A 13,751-nucleotide genomic window follows, 5' to 3' on the forward strand; every position below is an offset into this window, starting at 1 on the left:
CACTTATTCGAGCAGGCGTGGGCCGCTCGCGGAACGCCTACACCATCGCCAAATAATCAGCGAGCTCGTCCGCCGACGAGGTCGAGATCCCCACATAGCCATCCGGCCTGACCAGCGTATGCCGCTCGTCACCGTACGGCTCGGCCGGCTCGTACGCCCGCACCTCCGGCCCGTTCACCACAAGAGGTGCGGGATCAGGCGACAGCAGCGTGAAATGCGTCCCCCGCAACAGGTCGAACATCCGCGCCTCGCTGCCGTCGGCCAGCCGCACCCGGCCGTCCGGCACCCGGTCCCCGCCGCGCCGGGCCAGCGAGCCGCCCCGATAGCTCACCAGCAGCTGATGGGTCTCCTCGTCGCGTTTGTAGGACTTCTTGTCGTGCAGGTCGGTGCTGAGGCCGAGCACGCGGGCGGCAACCGGCCGGCGCTCCTCCTCGTACGTGTCGAGCAGCGCCTCCGGAGCGCCGGCGAGCACCCGGGCGAGCTTCCAGCCCAGGTTGTAGGCGTCCTGCACGCCGGTGTTGAGCCCCTGCCCACCCGCGGGCGAGTGCACGTGGACGGCGTCCCCGGCGAGAAAGACCCGGCCGGACCGGTAGCTGTCGGCCAGGCGGATGTTCACCCGGTACAGGGACGACCACAGCAGCTCGGTGATCCGAACCCCGCGCAGCATCGACCGTTCGGCGAAGATCTGCTGGTAACCGGACAGCGTCAGGTCCGGCGCAACGCCCGGCTTCAGCGGGGCGAGCATCTGGAAGGTGTCGGTGCCGGCCATCGGATAGAGCGCCACCATTCCCTTGTCAGGCCGGACCCAGACATGGATGTGGTCCCGGCCGAGCCCCTCGATCCGCACGTCGCCGAGGACCATTCGCTCCTCGTCGCGGGTCTGCCCGGTGAAACCGATGCCGAGCGCCTTGCGGACGCGGCTCTTGCCGCCGTCGGCCGCCACCAGGTAGTCCGCCCGCAGAGTCTCCCCGGTGCCCAGCCGGGCCGTCACCCCGCCCGCGTCCTGCTCGAACCCGGTCAGCTCGACGCCCTGCTCCACCTTTCCGCCCAGCTCGGCCAGCCGCTCACGCAGCACGGCCTCGGTACGCCACTGCGGGTGCATCATCACCATCGGGTACGGCACCGCGTCCGTGGGGGCGGTGAGCTTGTGCATCCGGCCCTGGTACACCGGCACCCTGCCGATTCTCACCCGCAGCGGCGGATAGAGCGTCGTGGCCGCCCGAACCCGGTCGATCACCCCCAGATCATCGAAAACCTCCTGCGTACGGGGCTGCAGCCCTTTGCCCTTGGAGCCGCCGGAGGGCTCCGACGCCTGCTCCACGATGCGGCAGTCGACGCCGCGCCTGGCCAGATCCACGGCGAGAGTGAGCCCGGTGGGTCCGCCGCCGACGATGAGAACGTTCGTCTTCTCGGTCATGGCGCGACAGTGCCAGCCCGTACTGCCAGATCTCTGTCATCACCGGGCTCGCCGCTGTCATCGTCCGTGTCCTCTTATGTCGGACAGGACCGCGGGAAAGCCTTAGCGGGGTGCGGCGAAGGGAGGGGGACAACCGTTCGCAGGAGGGTGAAGATGTGACGACGGAGACGCGCGAGCAAGAGGACGACGACGAACTCGTCGCCCGCTTCCGGCTGGACGCGGAGGAGTTCACGGCCGTCTACGACCGTTACTTCCGCGAGGTGTACCTGTACGCGGCCGGCCGCCTGGACGTCCAGGTCGGGGAGGACATCGCGGCGGAGACGTTCTGCCTGGCCTTCCGCGACCGGGAGCGCTTCGATCCCGCCCGTGGAGGGATCCGGCCCTGGCTGTTCGGCATCGCCACGAACCTGATCGCCCGCCACCGGCGCAAGGAAGCCCGCCACTACCGGGCACTGGCTCGTACGAGCGCCGAACCTCCCGCCGACAGCCACGAGGAGCGCGTGGTCGACTCGGTCATGGCACAACACATGAGATCCAGCCTGGCCGGGGGCCTGGCCGCGCTCAATCGGGGCGAGCGCGACGTGTTGACGCTGATCTACCTGGCGGAGCTCACACACCAGGAGGTGGCCGATGCCCTCGGCGTCTCCTACGGAACCGTCGGCTCCCGGCTCAACCGTGCTCGGAACAAGATCCACCGTGAGATGGCCAAGGAGGACAACCATGGATGACCTACGCGAGATCGGCACCCTGCTCGCCAAGCCCGACCCATCCCCCGAGACGGTCGCCCGGCGGCGCCGGCAGTTGCGGGCCGACATGGGCCGCCACGCTCCCAAGCGACGGGCACGGTGGTTCCTGATCCCCCTGGCCGCCGCGGCCACTGCCGCCGCACTCGTGATCGCGTCCAGCCGTTTCGGCGACTCTCCGCCATCGATCGAGAGTGGGCGGGACGTTCTGCTCGTCGCCGCCGCCACCGCGGAGCGCACTCCCGAGGGCTCCGGGACGTACTGGCACATCACCATCACCCACGAGGGGCATCCGCTGGAGCAGTACTGGTACCGGCGAGACGGTCAGTTCTGGCTCAAAGGCAAGGGGCTGAAAGGCGATGGCAGGCTCTTGAAGTTCCCCGGAGAGCCTATGCCGTTCGCGGTAGGGCCGCTGCGCATGCGCTTCGATGAGCTGCGGCGGCTGCCTGACGACGAGAACGCCCTGTACACCCGGCTACGGTCGGCTGTCGCCGAAGCCGACGTCCGCACCAGCGCGGGCGTGCCGAGCGCCGCCGAGCAGGACGGCTTCGCCGTAGAGACGTTGCTCTCGCTGATCAGCGAGGCGCCGGTCTCGCCCCAAGTCCGCGCGGCCGCCTACCGAGCGCTCGCCGCGCGGCCGGGGGTCGTGGACCTCGGTGAGGCCGACGGCGGGCGACGCCTGCAGATTCCGATGGCTCACGGTCTGGAAACCGTGGTCGTGGACCCGAACACCGCGAGGGTCCGCAACACGCCCGTCTGGGCTCTCCTCACCGGAGGAATCGCTTCCAGCCAGGACGGCGGGGTGACGATCGACGCCGAGTGGACAGACCAGCTCCCCGCTGAATGATACTTCTCGTATGTCCTCCGTGATCTCCAGCGTGCTCTCCGTGGCCGGGATCTCCGTTCTCGCCCTCTACCTGGCGTGGATGATCATCGCGAACCTGCCCCGCCGGGATCGGGCGACGTCGCACGGGCTGGCCGATCGCACGGGTGTGGTCGTCTATTGGCGGCCCGGCTGCAAGTACTGCATGAGGCTGCGCATGCGGCTGCGCTTCACGCGGTTGCGGCACGCCGAGGTGAACATCTGGCGAGACCCCGATGCGGCGGCGTTCGTCCGCTCGGTCGCGGACGGGAACGAGACCGTGCCGACCGTGACGGTGGCCGGAAAGGCGATGGTGAACCCGTCGAAGCGCCGGCTGTTTGCGGCGATCAGGACGGATGCCCCGCACCTGCTGTCTCAGGGCCCTTCCTCGCGGAAATAGGCCTGGGTCCTGGCATACTGCCCGGATGTCCGACTTCACCGCCTTTTTCGCCGCCGGACGCGCCGCCCTCCTGTCGGGCCGCGCCACCTACGACCGGCCGATGGTGGAGGGAGCGGCTCGCTGGGGAGCCACCACGATCCTGCGGCCCGTCGGTACGGTGCTCGACCGGCTGGTGGAGCTGGCCCAGCAGGCGGGCACGGTAGCCGGCCCAGGGCACTGGGCGCACGGCGCGGACTGCCTGCACGTCACACTGCGTTCCCTGGAGCCCTACCGGTCCGTCATCCCCGCGGACGATCCGCTCCGGCGGGCTTACGTGGACGCTCTGCAGGAGGCGGCCGCGGGGTTGCCGCCGGTCCGGGTGGAGCTGCGGGGGGTGAGTCCCCATGCGGGTGGGGTGCTCGCCTGCGGACATCCGGCCGACGACACGCTGGTCACCCTCCAGAAGCGGTTCGCGCACGGGCTGGCCGCTCGCGGGGTGCGCGACCTCGAACACGCCCGTGTGCGTGATCGCTGGTACGTCAGCCTCGTCCACTTCGCCGAGCCCGTGCCCGTCGCCACGGCCGAGGCGATCGTCGGTTGGTGCGATGAGCGGGCCGACCTGCCAATCGGCGTCGCGGAGCTCGGCGCGGCCGAGATCGTCCAAGCCGTCCACACCGGGACCGGCGTGCGGCTGGACACACTGGAGCGGGTCCCGCTGAGGTGGGCGCCGGCGCGCGCCCCCGAGCCGCGCTGACGCCCACCGGCCCGCACGCGCGGCCCAAGGCCACCGCGCGGCCCCACGGACAGCGCCTACCGCACCAGCAGCGCGGTGACGAACTGCAGCAGATGCCAGGCCACATAAGCGCTGAGCGAGCAGAACGCCCACTCCTTGGCCCGCGAGATCCGCGACACCCGCCGCAACACCTCGACCGGCTCCCGCTGCGGCCGAGCCGTGATGGCCAGGAAGTACGCCGACACCAGCCAGGCCGCCCCCGACGCGGTCACCAGGCCGAGTGAGAGGGCCAGCAGCGGTCCTGATGCGGGCATCGGGTCAGCCGGGGAGAGCTGCCGGTACCAGAAGGCGAGCACTCCGGTCAGCACGGAGACGGTGATCCGCCGGTCCTTGCGCGCCTGTCGCTTGAGCCAGTGCAGGTCCCGACTGAGCCAGCGCAGGTCTCGACGCGGCTGGTTTCTGAGCATCCGGTTCACCTCCGTTGGAGTAGCTGGTGGTACCAGCTAACGGCAGGAGCCCGGTCAAGATCTGCGACCTCAGGTCGCAAAATTTACGACATTTGGCGGAGTTCGGCGGAGGCTTTCTTGAGTTCGAAGACATCGCCCACCTCTTCCAGGATGCGTACCGCCTCCCTCAGGTTGGCCACGGCCTCGGCCCGGTCGCCGGCCCGGTGGGCGATCAGGCCGATGGCCCGCAACGCGCAGCCCAGGTCGCGCCGGGTGCCGCAGACGAGATGCACGTCCCTGGCCTGCGAGGCGAACGTCAGCGCCTCATCGGGCCGGTCCAGGTCGAGCAGGATCATGGCCAGCGTGGTGAGCGCCGCCGCCCAGCGGTCCTTGGTGGCGCTCTCGTTCTGCAACTCGACCGTCTCCCTGGCGTACTCGAGCGCGGCGGCCGTCTTGCCCGCGACGTGCAGGGCCTGCGCGATCGACAGCAGCGCGCTGGCCTTGTTGTCGCGTACCTCCTCCCGGATCTCCAGCGACGCCTTGGCGGCGCGCAGCGCGTCCTTGTGCCGGTCCAGCGACAGGTACGTGTAGGCGAGCGTCTCCTGGACGTCCGCCTCGGCCCGGCGGTTGCCCATGCCCTGGACGAGGTCCAGCGCCTCCAGCGCGTGGACGAACGCGACCTGCGGCAACCCCTGGCGCCGCCGTACCCGCGCCAGCCGGTTGAGCATCCGGGCCTCCACGGGCAGGTCGCGGATCTCCCGGCTGATGGCCAGCGCCTGGTTGAGGTAGTCGTCGGCGCGCAGGTAGTCGGCCAGCCGCCAGTGCACCAGCCCGATGTCGCCGAGCGTCTCGGCCCGTCCCTGCTCGTGATGGAGCTCCCGCTGTACGGCCAGCGCCTGCTCGTAGTGTTCGAGGGCTTCGTCGTAACGGGAGCCGTTGCGCGCGATGCGGCCCAGCGCGCACAGGGCCCGGCCGCAGCCGTGCTGGTCGCCGGTGGCCGTGTACCCGGCCAGGGCCCGCTCGGCGTCGCGCTGCGCGTCGTGCGGCAGCCGGAGCGAGTCGTAGATCTCGGCCAGGCAGAGCAGCGTCTCGGCCTCGCTGTGCTCGTCGCCCAGGTCATGGCAGATCGCCAGGGCCTCCAGACCCTCCGACAGGGCCGCGTTCAGCTCGCCCAGGTGGTGCTGGACCCGGGCCAGGATGATCAGGCTCTGGGCGGTGCCGTGCAGGTCGCCGAGCTGCTCGCGTACCTCCAGCGCCTGCCCGGCGTGGTGCAGCGCGAGCTCGTGCCGTTCCTGGGACAGGTGCAGGCGCGACAGCGAGTGCAGGCAGTCGGCGACCCCGGCCAGGTCGCCGATCTCCTCATAGAGCTCCAGCGCCTCGCCCGCGCACTTGAGCGCGTCCTCGCTGTTGCCGGCGATGCCGTGTACCTCGGCCAGGTCGTTCAGGGCGCGGGCCCGGCCCACGCGGTCGCCGAGCGAGGTGAAGTCGGACAGAGCCTCGCCGATGTAGCGGGCGGCCTGGGTGGACGGGCCGATGTCGCGGTGTATCGAGCCGAGATGGCTGCGCATCAGCGCGATCGCCCGCCGGTCGCCGATCCGCGCCGCCGAGTTGAGCCCGATCTGCTGGATCTCCAGGTCGTTCTGGTAGTAACGCAACCGCCTGAACGGCTCGAACACCGCCTCGGCCAGCCGCCATGCGGCGTGGTGCGCGCCGGTCTCCTCCGCTAGCCGTACGACGGAGACCAGCGGGCGGCGCTCGGCCCCGAACCACGCGCGCGGCGTGGCCGGGTCGGTCGCCATGCCCAGGTAGTGGTCGAGCAGCCGGACCCTGGCCTCGCGCACGCCGGCCTCCGCGTGCCTGCCCAGCTCCCTGGCCAGCCGCTTGACCAGGTCGTGCACGCGATAGCGCGGCCCGGCCATCGGCTCGATCAGGTACGCCCGGTGCAGGCCCTCGACCGCGATCACCGCCTCGCCGACGGAGGTGCCGAGCGCGGCGGCCAGGACCTCGGGCGTGAAGTCCTGACCGGGCAGCAGCCCGACGTGCCGGAAGGCGCGCCGCTGGGGCGGGGTGAGCGACTCGTAGGCCAGGTCGAGCGCGGAGCGGAAGGCGTCCTCCGGGTCGCCGGAGAGCGGCTGCCGCCGGTCGGGCCCGCGCAGCTCGCGTACCCGCGACTCGACGCTGAGCCCGGGGTCCTCGGCGAGCTTGGCCGCCGAGATGCGCAGCGCGAACGGATGGTACGAGCAGACCCTGGCCAGCTCGGCCAGCGCGTCACGGTCGGCGGCCCGCGGCGACTCCTCGCCGAGGACCGCGACCAGCAGCGCGACGGCGTTGCCCGGATCGAGCACGGACAGGTCCATCAGGTCGGCGTGTCCGGTGGCGCGCAGCGGGGCCATCCTAGTCCTGCTGGTCACCAGCACGACGCAGTCCTTGCTGCCCGGCAGCAGCGCCCGCACCTGCGCCGGGTCGGCGGCGTTGTCCAGGATGAGCAGCAGCTTCCGCCCCGCCAGCCGACTGCGGTACAGCAGCATCAGCTCGGCCTCGTCGGAGGCGGGCATCTGCTCGCCGACGCCGAGCGAGCGCAGGATCTGCCCGAGCGCCTCGGCCGGGGTCATGGGCGGCTGGCTGGGCGACTGGCCGCGCAGGTCGATCACGATCTGCCCGTCGGGGAACCGCCGCGCCTGCTGGTGCGCCCAGCGCGTGACCAGCGCCGTCTTCCCCACGCCCGGTAACCCCTGGACGACCATCGTGTTCGGCCGGCGCGGCCGTTCCAGCCATGAGCTGAGCAGGTCGAGGCTCTGCTGCCGCCCGGTGAAGTCGGACACGTCGGCGGGCAGTTGAGCGGGCCGGGGCACCTCCCCGGTGGGCAACGCCTCGACCGGCGCGCCCGGCCGGGTCAGGAACGGGGTGACCCGCCCCTCCCAGGGAGCGGACAAGTGCTCCCAGGCCCCGGCGACGCCGCGCAGCGCCACCGCGTCGGAGATCCGCAGCCGCCGGTACCCGGGCCGGACCAGCCAGCCCCGCCGAACCCACTGAGTGAGCTGCCGCTGCACCACATCGGGCGCGCTGCCCACCAGATCGGCCAGCGTCTCCATGGACAGGGGCGGCGCCGACTCGCCGGCCAGCCCGTAACGCTCGTCCAGGTGCAGCAGCCACACGGCCAGCCGCGCGGCGACGGGCGCCCGGGCCAGCGCCTCGTGCCTGCGGGCGGCGACGTCCCTGGCGAACAGTTCCTGCACCAACGCCATGGCCACAGCCGTATTGGCCGCGGCGTGTTCCCGCAACGTCCGCACATCGATCGGCCACGCCCGAACCTCGGTCAGCGCGTCGATCCGCACCCGCTCGGCCGGGCTCCAGAACGCCAATTCGCCGACGAGATCACCGTCGGCGCGCAGATCGTGAATGCCTTCGCGCTCGCCGCCCGCCAAATATTCCCGCGCATAGCCGTAATCGATGACAAATACTCGGTTGGCGGGCCGCAATACAGAGCAAATATTTTCGTTACGCCGGAAAATCCGGGGCCGCGCGCCTTCTTCGACGAGCGACCGAAAGATCCCCACCCCGACACCACCCCCCTCGGGACGGCGGTGTCCGCGACGAAACAGCCCACACGACATGACAGCGACACGACCGCCAAGGGCCGTCCTGTCACATCAGTGGAACCCTGGGGATCGCACCTGTCAACCGCTGTGCGGGGAAGATCACGCGTGGGCAGGCTCCGTGCGGTCGGGGACGAACCGGTAGCCCACGTTGCGGACCGTGCCGATCAGCGACTCGTACTCGGTGCCCAGCTTCGCGCGCAGCCGCCGGACGTGCACGTCGACTGTCCGGGTGCCGCCGAAGTAGTCATAGCCCCAGACCTCCTGCAGCAGCTGGGCGCGGGTGAACACGCGGCCCGGATGCTGCGCGAGGTATTTGAGCAGCTCGAACTCCTTGAACGTCAGATCGAGCACCCGCCCCCGCAGCCGCGCCGTATAAGTCGCCTCATCGATGGACAGATCGCCGCTGCGGATCTCGTCCGGAACATCCTCGGCCTGGGTCGTCCGGCCGATGGCCATGCGCAGCCGCGCCTCCACCTCGGCCGGCCCCGCGCTGTCGAGCAGCACGTCGTCGACACCCCACTCGGCGGTCATCGCGGCCAGCCCGCCCTCGGTGACGATCACCAGCAGCGGGCAGTCGATGCCCGTCGTGCGGATCAACCGGCACAGGCTTTTGGCCTGCACCAACTCCTTTCGGGCGTCGACCACAACCGCGTCCGCGGGCGGCGTGTCGATCAGCGCGGACGCCTCGGCCGGCGAGACGCGGACCGAGTGGAGCAGCAACCCCAGTGCCGGAAGCACCTCGGCGGATGGCTCAAGGGCGTTGGTCAGCAGGAGCAGGTTGCTCATATCGGCCTCCTCAAACACACAAGGACCCGGGGGCTTCATCGCCCAGGTCCTGTAGGCGAGGATATCCCACGCGAACGTCGCGTCCATTGCGCGTCCAACAGATGAACAGCGTAAACGATGGGTCGCGGATGTTAACGCGGTCCCACAATGGAGCTGAGACGAATGTGAGGTGGCCATGGCCACGGGAAAGGTACGTTATTGGGCCGCGGCGAAAGAGGCGGCCGGAGTCGCCGAGGAGCCGTTCGACGCGGTCACACTTGGTGAACTCATGACCAAAATCACACAAAATCGTGCCGAGCTGGCCCGCGTCGTCGGCCGTTCGTCGTTCCTGGTCGACGGCTCGCCGGTGGGCAAGCGGGCCCATGAGGAGGTGATCCTGGGCGACGGAGCGACGGTCGAGGTGCTGCCGCCCTTCGCCGGGGGGTGATCGGACGCTTGGCCGGGGAATGAGGCATCCCAGTCGATAAGCTCATGATCCCCCGTTGTGAGAAGGATGTCCGATGCGCAAACTGATCATTTTCCTGATCGTGCTGGTCGTTCTCCTCGCCGTCGTCGATCGAGTGGCGGTCGCCGGAGTGCAGCGCGACCTCGCCAACCGGATCGGTGCCGCAGCCGACCTCAACAGCACGCCAACGGTGACTATTGAGGGCATCCCATTTCTCACACAGGCAGTCTCCGGAAGGTATCCAGAGGTACGGTTCAATCTCGGCACTCTCACCTACGGGGGAGTTCCGGTGAAGAACCTGCAGGGCGTCGCCTACGACGTGACCGCCCCGCTGGCCGACGTGCTCCAGAACAGAGCCAACGTCCGGGCCGGGCGCCTGACCGTCCGCGGCACTCTGACCAGGGCGACGATCGACAAGTACGCGCCGCAGGGCGTCAAGATCTCCGGGAACGGCCAGCGGCTCGTCGCGTCGGGTGAGGTGACGGTAGGGGTGAGCAAGGTGAAGTTCAACGCGGAGCTGCGCGTCCAGGTCACCGACGGGGGCATCAAGCTCCAGGCGGAGAAGATCCAGGGTGTGCCCGCCGCGCTCGCGCAGTTCGTGACGTACACGATCCCGTTCAAGGGGAAGCTCCCGTTCGACGTGAAGGTGACAGGAGTGAAGAGCGTGGCCGAAGGATTGGAGTTCGCTGCCGAAGCGTCTGACGTGCCGCTCCGTGGATGACTTCGAACCGGTCAGCCCCGCCGTACGTGATGAGGGTGTGACTGCAGCAGACACCGCCGACGAGGAGCTGGTCAAGACCCTCTTCGACGAGCACGCTGGGCCACTTTACGGATACGTGCTGCGACTCACGGGCGATTCGGGACGAGCGGAGGACGTCGTGCAGGAAACGCTGCTGCGGGCCTGGCGGCATCCTGACGCCCTCACCGGCCGCCCGATTCGTGCATGGCTGTTTACGGTTGCCCGTAATCTCGTCGTGGACCAGCACCGCGCCCGTAAGTCCCGCCCGCCGGAGACCGGTGATGAGGCGCTCGCCGTACTTCCGGCGGACGACGAGCTGGAACGGGCGGTCGAGTCGTGGGCCGTGGCCGAGGCGCTGGCGGCGTTGCGGCCCGAGCACCGTGAGGTGCTGTTGGAGGTCTACTACCGGGGGAGATCGGTGAAGGAGGCGTCGGCCACGCTGGGCATCCCGCCGGGCACGGTCAAGTCACGCACCTACTACGCGCTGCGCGCGCTCAGGCTCGCGCTCGAGGAGCGAGGGCTGGCGCCGTGATGACGTGTGAGGAGGTACGGCTGTCACTGGGCGCGCACGCGCTCGGCGCGCTGGACCCCGAAGAGGCGATGGAGATCGACGTCCACCTGGCGACCTGCGAGGTGTGCGGAGCCGAACTGCTGGACCTGGAGGGCGTCGCGTCCTTCCTCGGCAAGGTGTCGGAGCGCGACGTCGAGCTGGTCGCCAGCCCCCCGCGACAGGTGCTCGACCGGCTGCTGAACGCCCGCGCCCGGCGCCGGAGGAGGGGTCGCGCGCTGCTTGCCGTGGCCGCCTCGGTCGCGGTGATGGCGGTCGGCGGCACGGTGTGGACGGCCGCCCAGCAGTCGAACGCCCACCAGACCTCCGCCGCCGCGCCCGCCACCACCGCCGCGCCGGCCGCGCCCCAGGAGAACTCGGCGCTCTCCGCGCAGGACAGCGCGCCGAGTGACGCGACCGCGAAGCGCAAGTCCGATGTGCGGCCGACCCCGAGGCCATCGGCGAGCCCGACGACGCCCGGCCGCGAGTTCCCCGGAGAGAACGAGGCCAAGGGCTACTACGCGACCGTGGCGGCCTTCCCCGGCGACGACGTGACCAAGCTGGCGGTGCGGGTCACGGGCCTGCCGATCGGCACGACGTGCCGGCTGGTGGTGGTCGGCAGGGGCGGCGAGCGCGACTCCACCGAGAGCTGGACGGTCGACCGCGAGACCTACACGGACAAGGCCGTCTTCCCCCGCCAGACCCAGATCCCGATGAACCACATCGCCAGGTTCGAGATCGTCGATACGGGCGGCAGGGTGCTCGTCAAGATTCCGGTCCCGACGCGGAAGTAATCCGGTCCGCCCGAGGTTGCAGCAGTGGATGACAGGACTATGGGTGGCGCTGGCGACGCTGGCGATCGGCTCGGTGATCGGGGTGGTACGGCTGCGCCGCGACGGCAGGGTGCGCGACACGGCTCAGGCGGACGACCGTCTGGTCATGGCCGATCTGGGTGCGGACCTGGGGGAGCGGGCGACGCTCGTGCAGTTCTCGACGGCCTTCTGCCAGCCGTGCCGGGCGACCCGGCGGGTGCTGGCCGACGTCAGCGAGCTGGTGCCCGGCGTGGCGCATGTCGAGATCGACGCCGAGTCGCGGCTGGATCTCGTCCGGCGGCTCGACATCATGCGTACGCCGACGGTCCTGGTCCTCGACAGCTCGGGAAACATCGTGAAAAGGGCCTCTGGCCAGCCCCGCAAGGCGGACGTCCTCGCCGCTCTGGCAGGGGCCGTGTCTCACGTTTCGTCTCAAAACCCGGACGACATGTGACAGATGGCGAGACGGCGGGTAGTGTCATCGCCATGAACCCATCGACAGAGCTGCTGACGAAGCGGCGCGCGGTTGATTTCTGCCGCGTCGCCACCGCGCTCTGTCGCGCTGCCTGAGGACGGTCTCGCGCGGACTTCCGATCCGCCCCAATCCGACCCCCTTCAGGAGCATCCTTCGATGCGTGCCGACCCTAGAGCGCTGCGCTTCAGCGCGACCATTACGACTGTGGTCCTCGCCCTCGTCCTGGTGACGGGGAGCGTCTGGTCGGCTGCTGCCCTCGTGCTGCTCGCCGCTCAGGCGCTGGTCTTCGCACTCGGCGTGGCACACCGCTCGCCGTACGGGACGCTTTTCAAGGTGCTCGTCAAGAGCGCTCCGAAGGAGACAGAAGACGCCCGCCCGCCCCGCTTCGCGCAGGGTGTCGGGCTGGTCTTCGCGGTCGCGGGCCTGGTCGGATACCTCGCCGGGATCACGCCGCTGGCCCTCGTGGCCACGGCCGCGGCTCTCCTCGCCGCTTTCCTCAACGCAGCCTTCGGATTCTGCCTTGGCTGCGAAACGTATCTGCTGATTCGCCGTCTACTGCCCGCCGCCAAATTGGAGGTTCCCCAATGAGCCGCTCCGCCGTCCTGGTGGATGCCGAATGGGTCGAGGCCAACCTCGACACCCCCGGCGTCGTCCTCGTCGAGGTCGACGAAGACGCCAGTGCCTATGACAAGGGCCACATCCGTGGCGCCGTGAAGGTCGATTGGCAGAAGGACCTTCAGGACCCGGTCCGCCGTGACTTCGTGGACAAGACCGGCTTCGAGACGCTGCTGTCCGAGCGCGGCATCTCCAACGACGACACCGTCGTGCTTTATGGCGGAAACAACAACTGGTTCGCCGCCTACGCCTACTGGTACTTCAAGCTCTACGGCCACGACAACGTCAAGCTGCTCGACGGCGGACGTAAGAAGTGGGAGCTCGACTCGCGTGAGCTGGTCAGGGACGTGCCGCAGCGCGCCAAGACCTCCTACGTGGCCCAGGAGCAGGACAGCGCCATCCGCGCCTTCCGCGACGACGTGGTCGCCGCGATCGGCAAGCTCAACCTGGTCGACGTCCGCTCTCCCGACGAGTTCACCGGCAAGCTGCTCGCCCCGGCCCACCTGCCACAGGAGCAGGCGCAGCGCGCGGGCCACGTGCCCACCGCTCGCAACATCCCGTGGTCCAAGGCGGCCAACGACGACGGCACGTTCAAGACCGACGATGACCTGCGCACGCTCTACGGCGACGCGGGGGTCAACTTCGACAAGGACACGATCGCCTACTGCCGCATCGGCGAGCGTTCGGCGCACACCTGGTTCGTGCTGCACGAGCTGCTCGACCAGGCCAACGTGAAGAACTACGACGGTTCGTGGACCGAATACGGCTCGCTCGTGGGCGTGCCGATCGAGTTGGGGGAGGCCCGCTGATGAGCACCACTCAGACCGCACAGACCACACAGGCCGCACCGGGTTGCGGAGCTCCGGAGCAGACCATCGCGCTGCCCGCGGGGATCGATCTGGCCAACCAGGCCGTGATCCAGGGCGTCGTGACGGGCGCCGGCACCGCGTACGCGCGGCTGCTCGACCACTCCGGCGAGTTCACCGGCGAAGTCGTCGTGTCGGACGAGGGCGTGTTCCGCTTCTTCGCCGCACCGGGCGACTGGACCGTGCGCATCATCGCCGGCGGCGGTGTCACGCGTGACGTCCAGGTCGAGGCGAGGCTGGGCGAGGTCTCCCAGCTGGCCGTGGCCGTCTGATCCGGCTGCTTTAGA

Annotated in this window: 16 protein-coding genes; 12 read left to right on the top strand and 4 right to left on the bottom strand. The window is 69.7% G+C overall.

From position 1 onward, the window contains the following. Window positions 1-37: 37 nt before the first annotated feature. Window positions 38-1,417, bottom strand: a complete 1,380-nt coding sequence (locus ACGFNP_RS15195) for an FAD-dependent oxidoreductase (protein WP_393318791.1) — start codon at window positions 1,415-1,417, stop codon at window positions 38-40. 155 nt (window positions 1,418-1,572) lie between these two features. Here ACGFNP_RS15195 and ACGFNP_RS15200 point away from each other — a divergent pair, with 155 nt between their 5' ends. Genes ACGFNP_RS15200 through ACGFNP_RS15215 form a run of 4 tightly spaced genes read left to right on the top strand, consistent with a single transcriptional unit; the run spans window position 1,573 to window position 4,155 of the window. Next, window positions 1,573-2,145: an RNA polymerase sigma factor gene (locus tag ACGFNP_RS15200; protein WP_393318794.1), complete on the top strand. Its 573-nt coding sequence runs from the start codon at window positions 1,573-1,575 to the stop codon at window positions 2,143-2,145. Next, window positions 2,138-3,007: a hypothetical protein gene (locus ACGFNP_RS15205; RefSeq protein WP_358334562.1), complete on the top strand. Its 870-nt coding sequence runs from the start codon at window positions 2,138-2,140 to the stop codon at window positions 3,005-3,007. The genes ACGFNP_RS15200 and ACGFNP_RS15205 overlap by 8 nt, the downstream gene beginning before the upstream one ends. Before the next feature lie 10 nt (window positions 3,008-3,017). Continuing rightward, window positions 3,018-3,422, top strand: coding sequence for a glutaredoxin domain-containing protein (locus ACGFNP_RS15210; protein WP_393318797.1), 405 nt, complete (start codon window positions 3,018-3,020; stop codon window positions 3,420-3,422). A gap of 25 nt (window positions 3,423-3,447) precedes the next feature. Next, a complete protein-coding gene (locus tag ACGFNP_RS15215) occupies window positions 3,448-4,155 on the top strand; it encodes a hypothetical protein (protein ID WP_358334567.1) in 708 nt (235 codons plus the stop codon). A 56-nt stretch (window positions 4,156-4,211) separates the two neighbouring features. Here the strand turns inward: ACGFNP_RS15215 and ACGFNP_RS15220 are convergent, their stop codons facing one another. The 3 genes from ACGFNP_RS15220 to ACGFNP_RS15230 form a co-directional block, all read right to left on the bottom strand. Beyond that, window positions 4,212-4,601 carry a hypothetical protein gene (locus tag ACGFNP_RS15220; protein ID WP_358334570.1) on the bottom strand — a complete coding sequence of 130 codons (390 nt, stop codon included), beginning with the start codon at window positions 4,599-4,601 and terminating at the stop codon, window positions 4,212-4,214. A gap of 83 nt (window positions 4,602-4,684) precedes the next feature. Beyond that, window positions 4,685-8,005 (bottom strand): tetratricopeptide repeat protein, encoded by a 3,321-nt coding sequence (locus ACGFNP_RS15225; RefSeq protein WP_393318801.1) that lies wholly within the window; start codon window positions 8,003-8,005, stop codon window positions 4,685-4,687. 273 nt (window positions 8,006-8,278) lie between these two features. Next, window positions 8,279-8,965 (bottom strand): response regulator transcription factor, encoded by a 687-nt coding sequence (locus ACGFNP_RS15230; protein ID WP_358334575.1) that lies wholly within the window; start codon window positions 8,963-8,965, stop codon window positions 8,279-8,281. 175 nt (window positions 8,966-9,140) lie between these two features. On the opposite strand from ACGFNP_RS15230, the gene ACGFNP_RS15235 reads away from it, so the two are divergent. The 8 genes from ACGFNP_RS15235 (at window position 9,141) to ACGFNP_RS15270 (ending at window position 13,736) form a co-directional block, all read left to right on the top strand. Next, window positions 9,141-9,392: a MoaD/ThiS family protein gene (locus ACGFNP_RS15235; RefSeq protein ID WP_358334577.1), complete on the top strand. Its 252-nt coding sequence runs from the start codon at window positions 9,141-9,143 to the stop codon at window positions 9,390-9,392. 73 nt (window positions 9,393-9,465) lie between these two features. Further along, window positions 9,466-10,131 (top strand): DUF2993 domain-containing protein, encoded by a 666-nt coding sequence (locus ACGFNP_RS15240; protein WP_214642144.1) that lies wholly within the window; start codon window positions 9,466-9,468, stop codon window positions 10,129-10,131. 37 nt (window positions 10,132-10,168) lie between these two features. Next, window positions 10,169-10,681 (top strand): sigma-70 family RNA polymerase sigma factor, encoded by a 513-nt coding sequence (locus tag ACGFNP_RS15245; RefSeq protein ID WP_214642240.1) that lies wholly within the window; start codon window positions 10,169-10,171, stop codon window positions 10,679-10,681. Next, window positions 10,681-11,490, top strand: coding sequence for a zf-HC2 domain-containing protein (locus ACGFNP_RS15250; RefSeq protein WP_358334997.1), 810 nt, complete (start codon window positions 10,681-10,683; stop codon window positions 11,488-11,490). Before ACGFNP_RS15245 ends, ACGFNP_RS15250 begins: the two co-directional genes overlap by 1 nt. 28 nt (window positions 11,491-11,518) lie before the next feature. Continuing rightward, on the top strand, window positions 11,519-11,962 hold the full coding sequence (locus ACGFNP_RS15255) for a thioredoxin family protein (protein WP_358334581.1): 444 nt from the start codon (window positions 11,519-11,521) through the stop codon (window positions 11,960-11,962). Between the two features lie 177 nt (window positions 11,963-12,139). Further along, window positions 12,140-12,571, top strand: coding sequence for a DUF4395 domain-containing protein (locus ACGFNP_RS15260; RefSeq protein ID WP_393318806.1), 432 nt, complete (start codon window positions 12,140-12,142; stop codon window positions 12,569-12,571). Further along, a complete protein-coding gene (locus ACGFNP_RS15265) occupies window positions 12,568-13,407 on the top strand; it encodes a sulfurtransferase (protein ID WP_358334587.1) in 840 nt (279 codons plus the stop codon). Before ACGFNP_RS15260 ends, ACGFNP_RS15265 begins: the two co-directional genes overlap by 4 nt. Beyond that, the gene (locus ACGFNP_RS15270; protein ID WP_393318809.1) at window positions 13,407-13,736 is read left to right on the top strand and encodes a DUF1416 domain-containing protein; all 330 of its coding nucleotides are present in this window, start codon (window positions 13,407-13,409) and stop codon (window positions 13,734-13,736) included. Before ACGFNP_RS15265 ends, ACGFNP_RS15270 begins: the two co-directional genes overlap by 1 nt. Window positions 13,737-13,751 lie beyond the last annotated feature (15 nt).

Origin of the sequence: Nonomuraea sp. NPDC049269, from assembly GCF_043197155.1 — a bacterium.
GTDB lineage: Bacteria > Actinomycetota > Actinomycetes > Streptosporangiales > Streptosporangiaceae > Nonomuraea.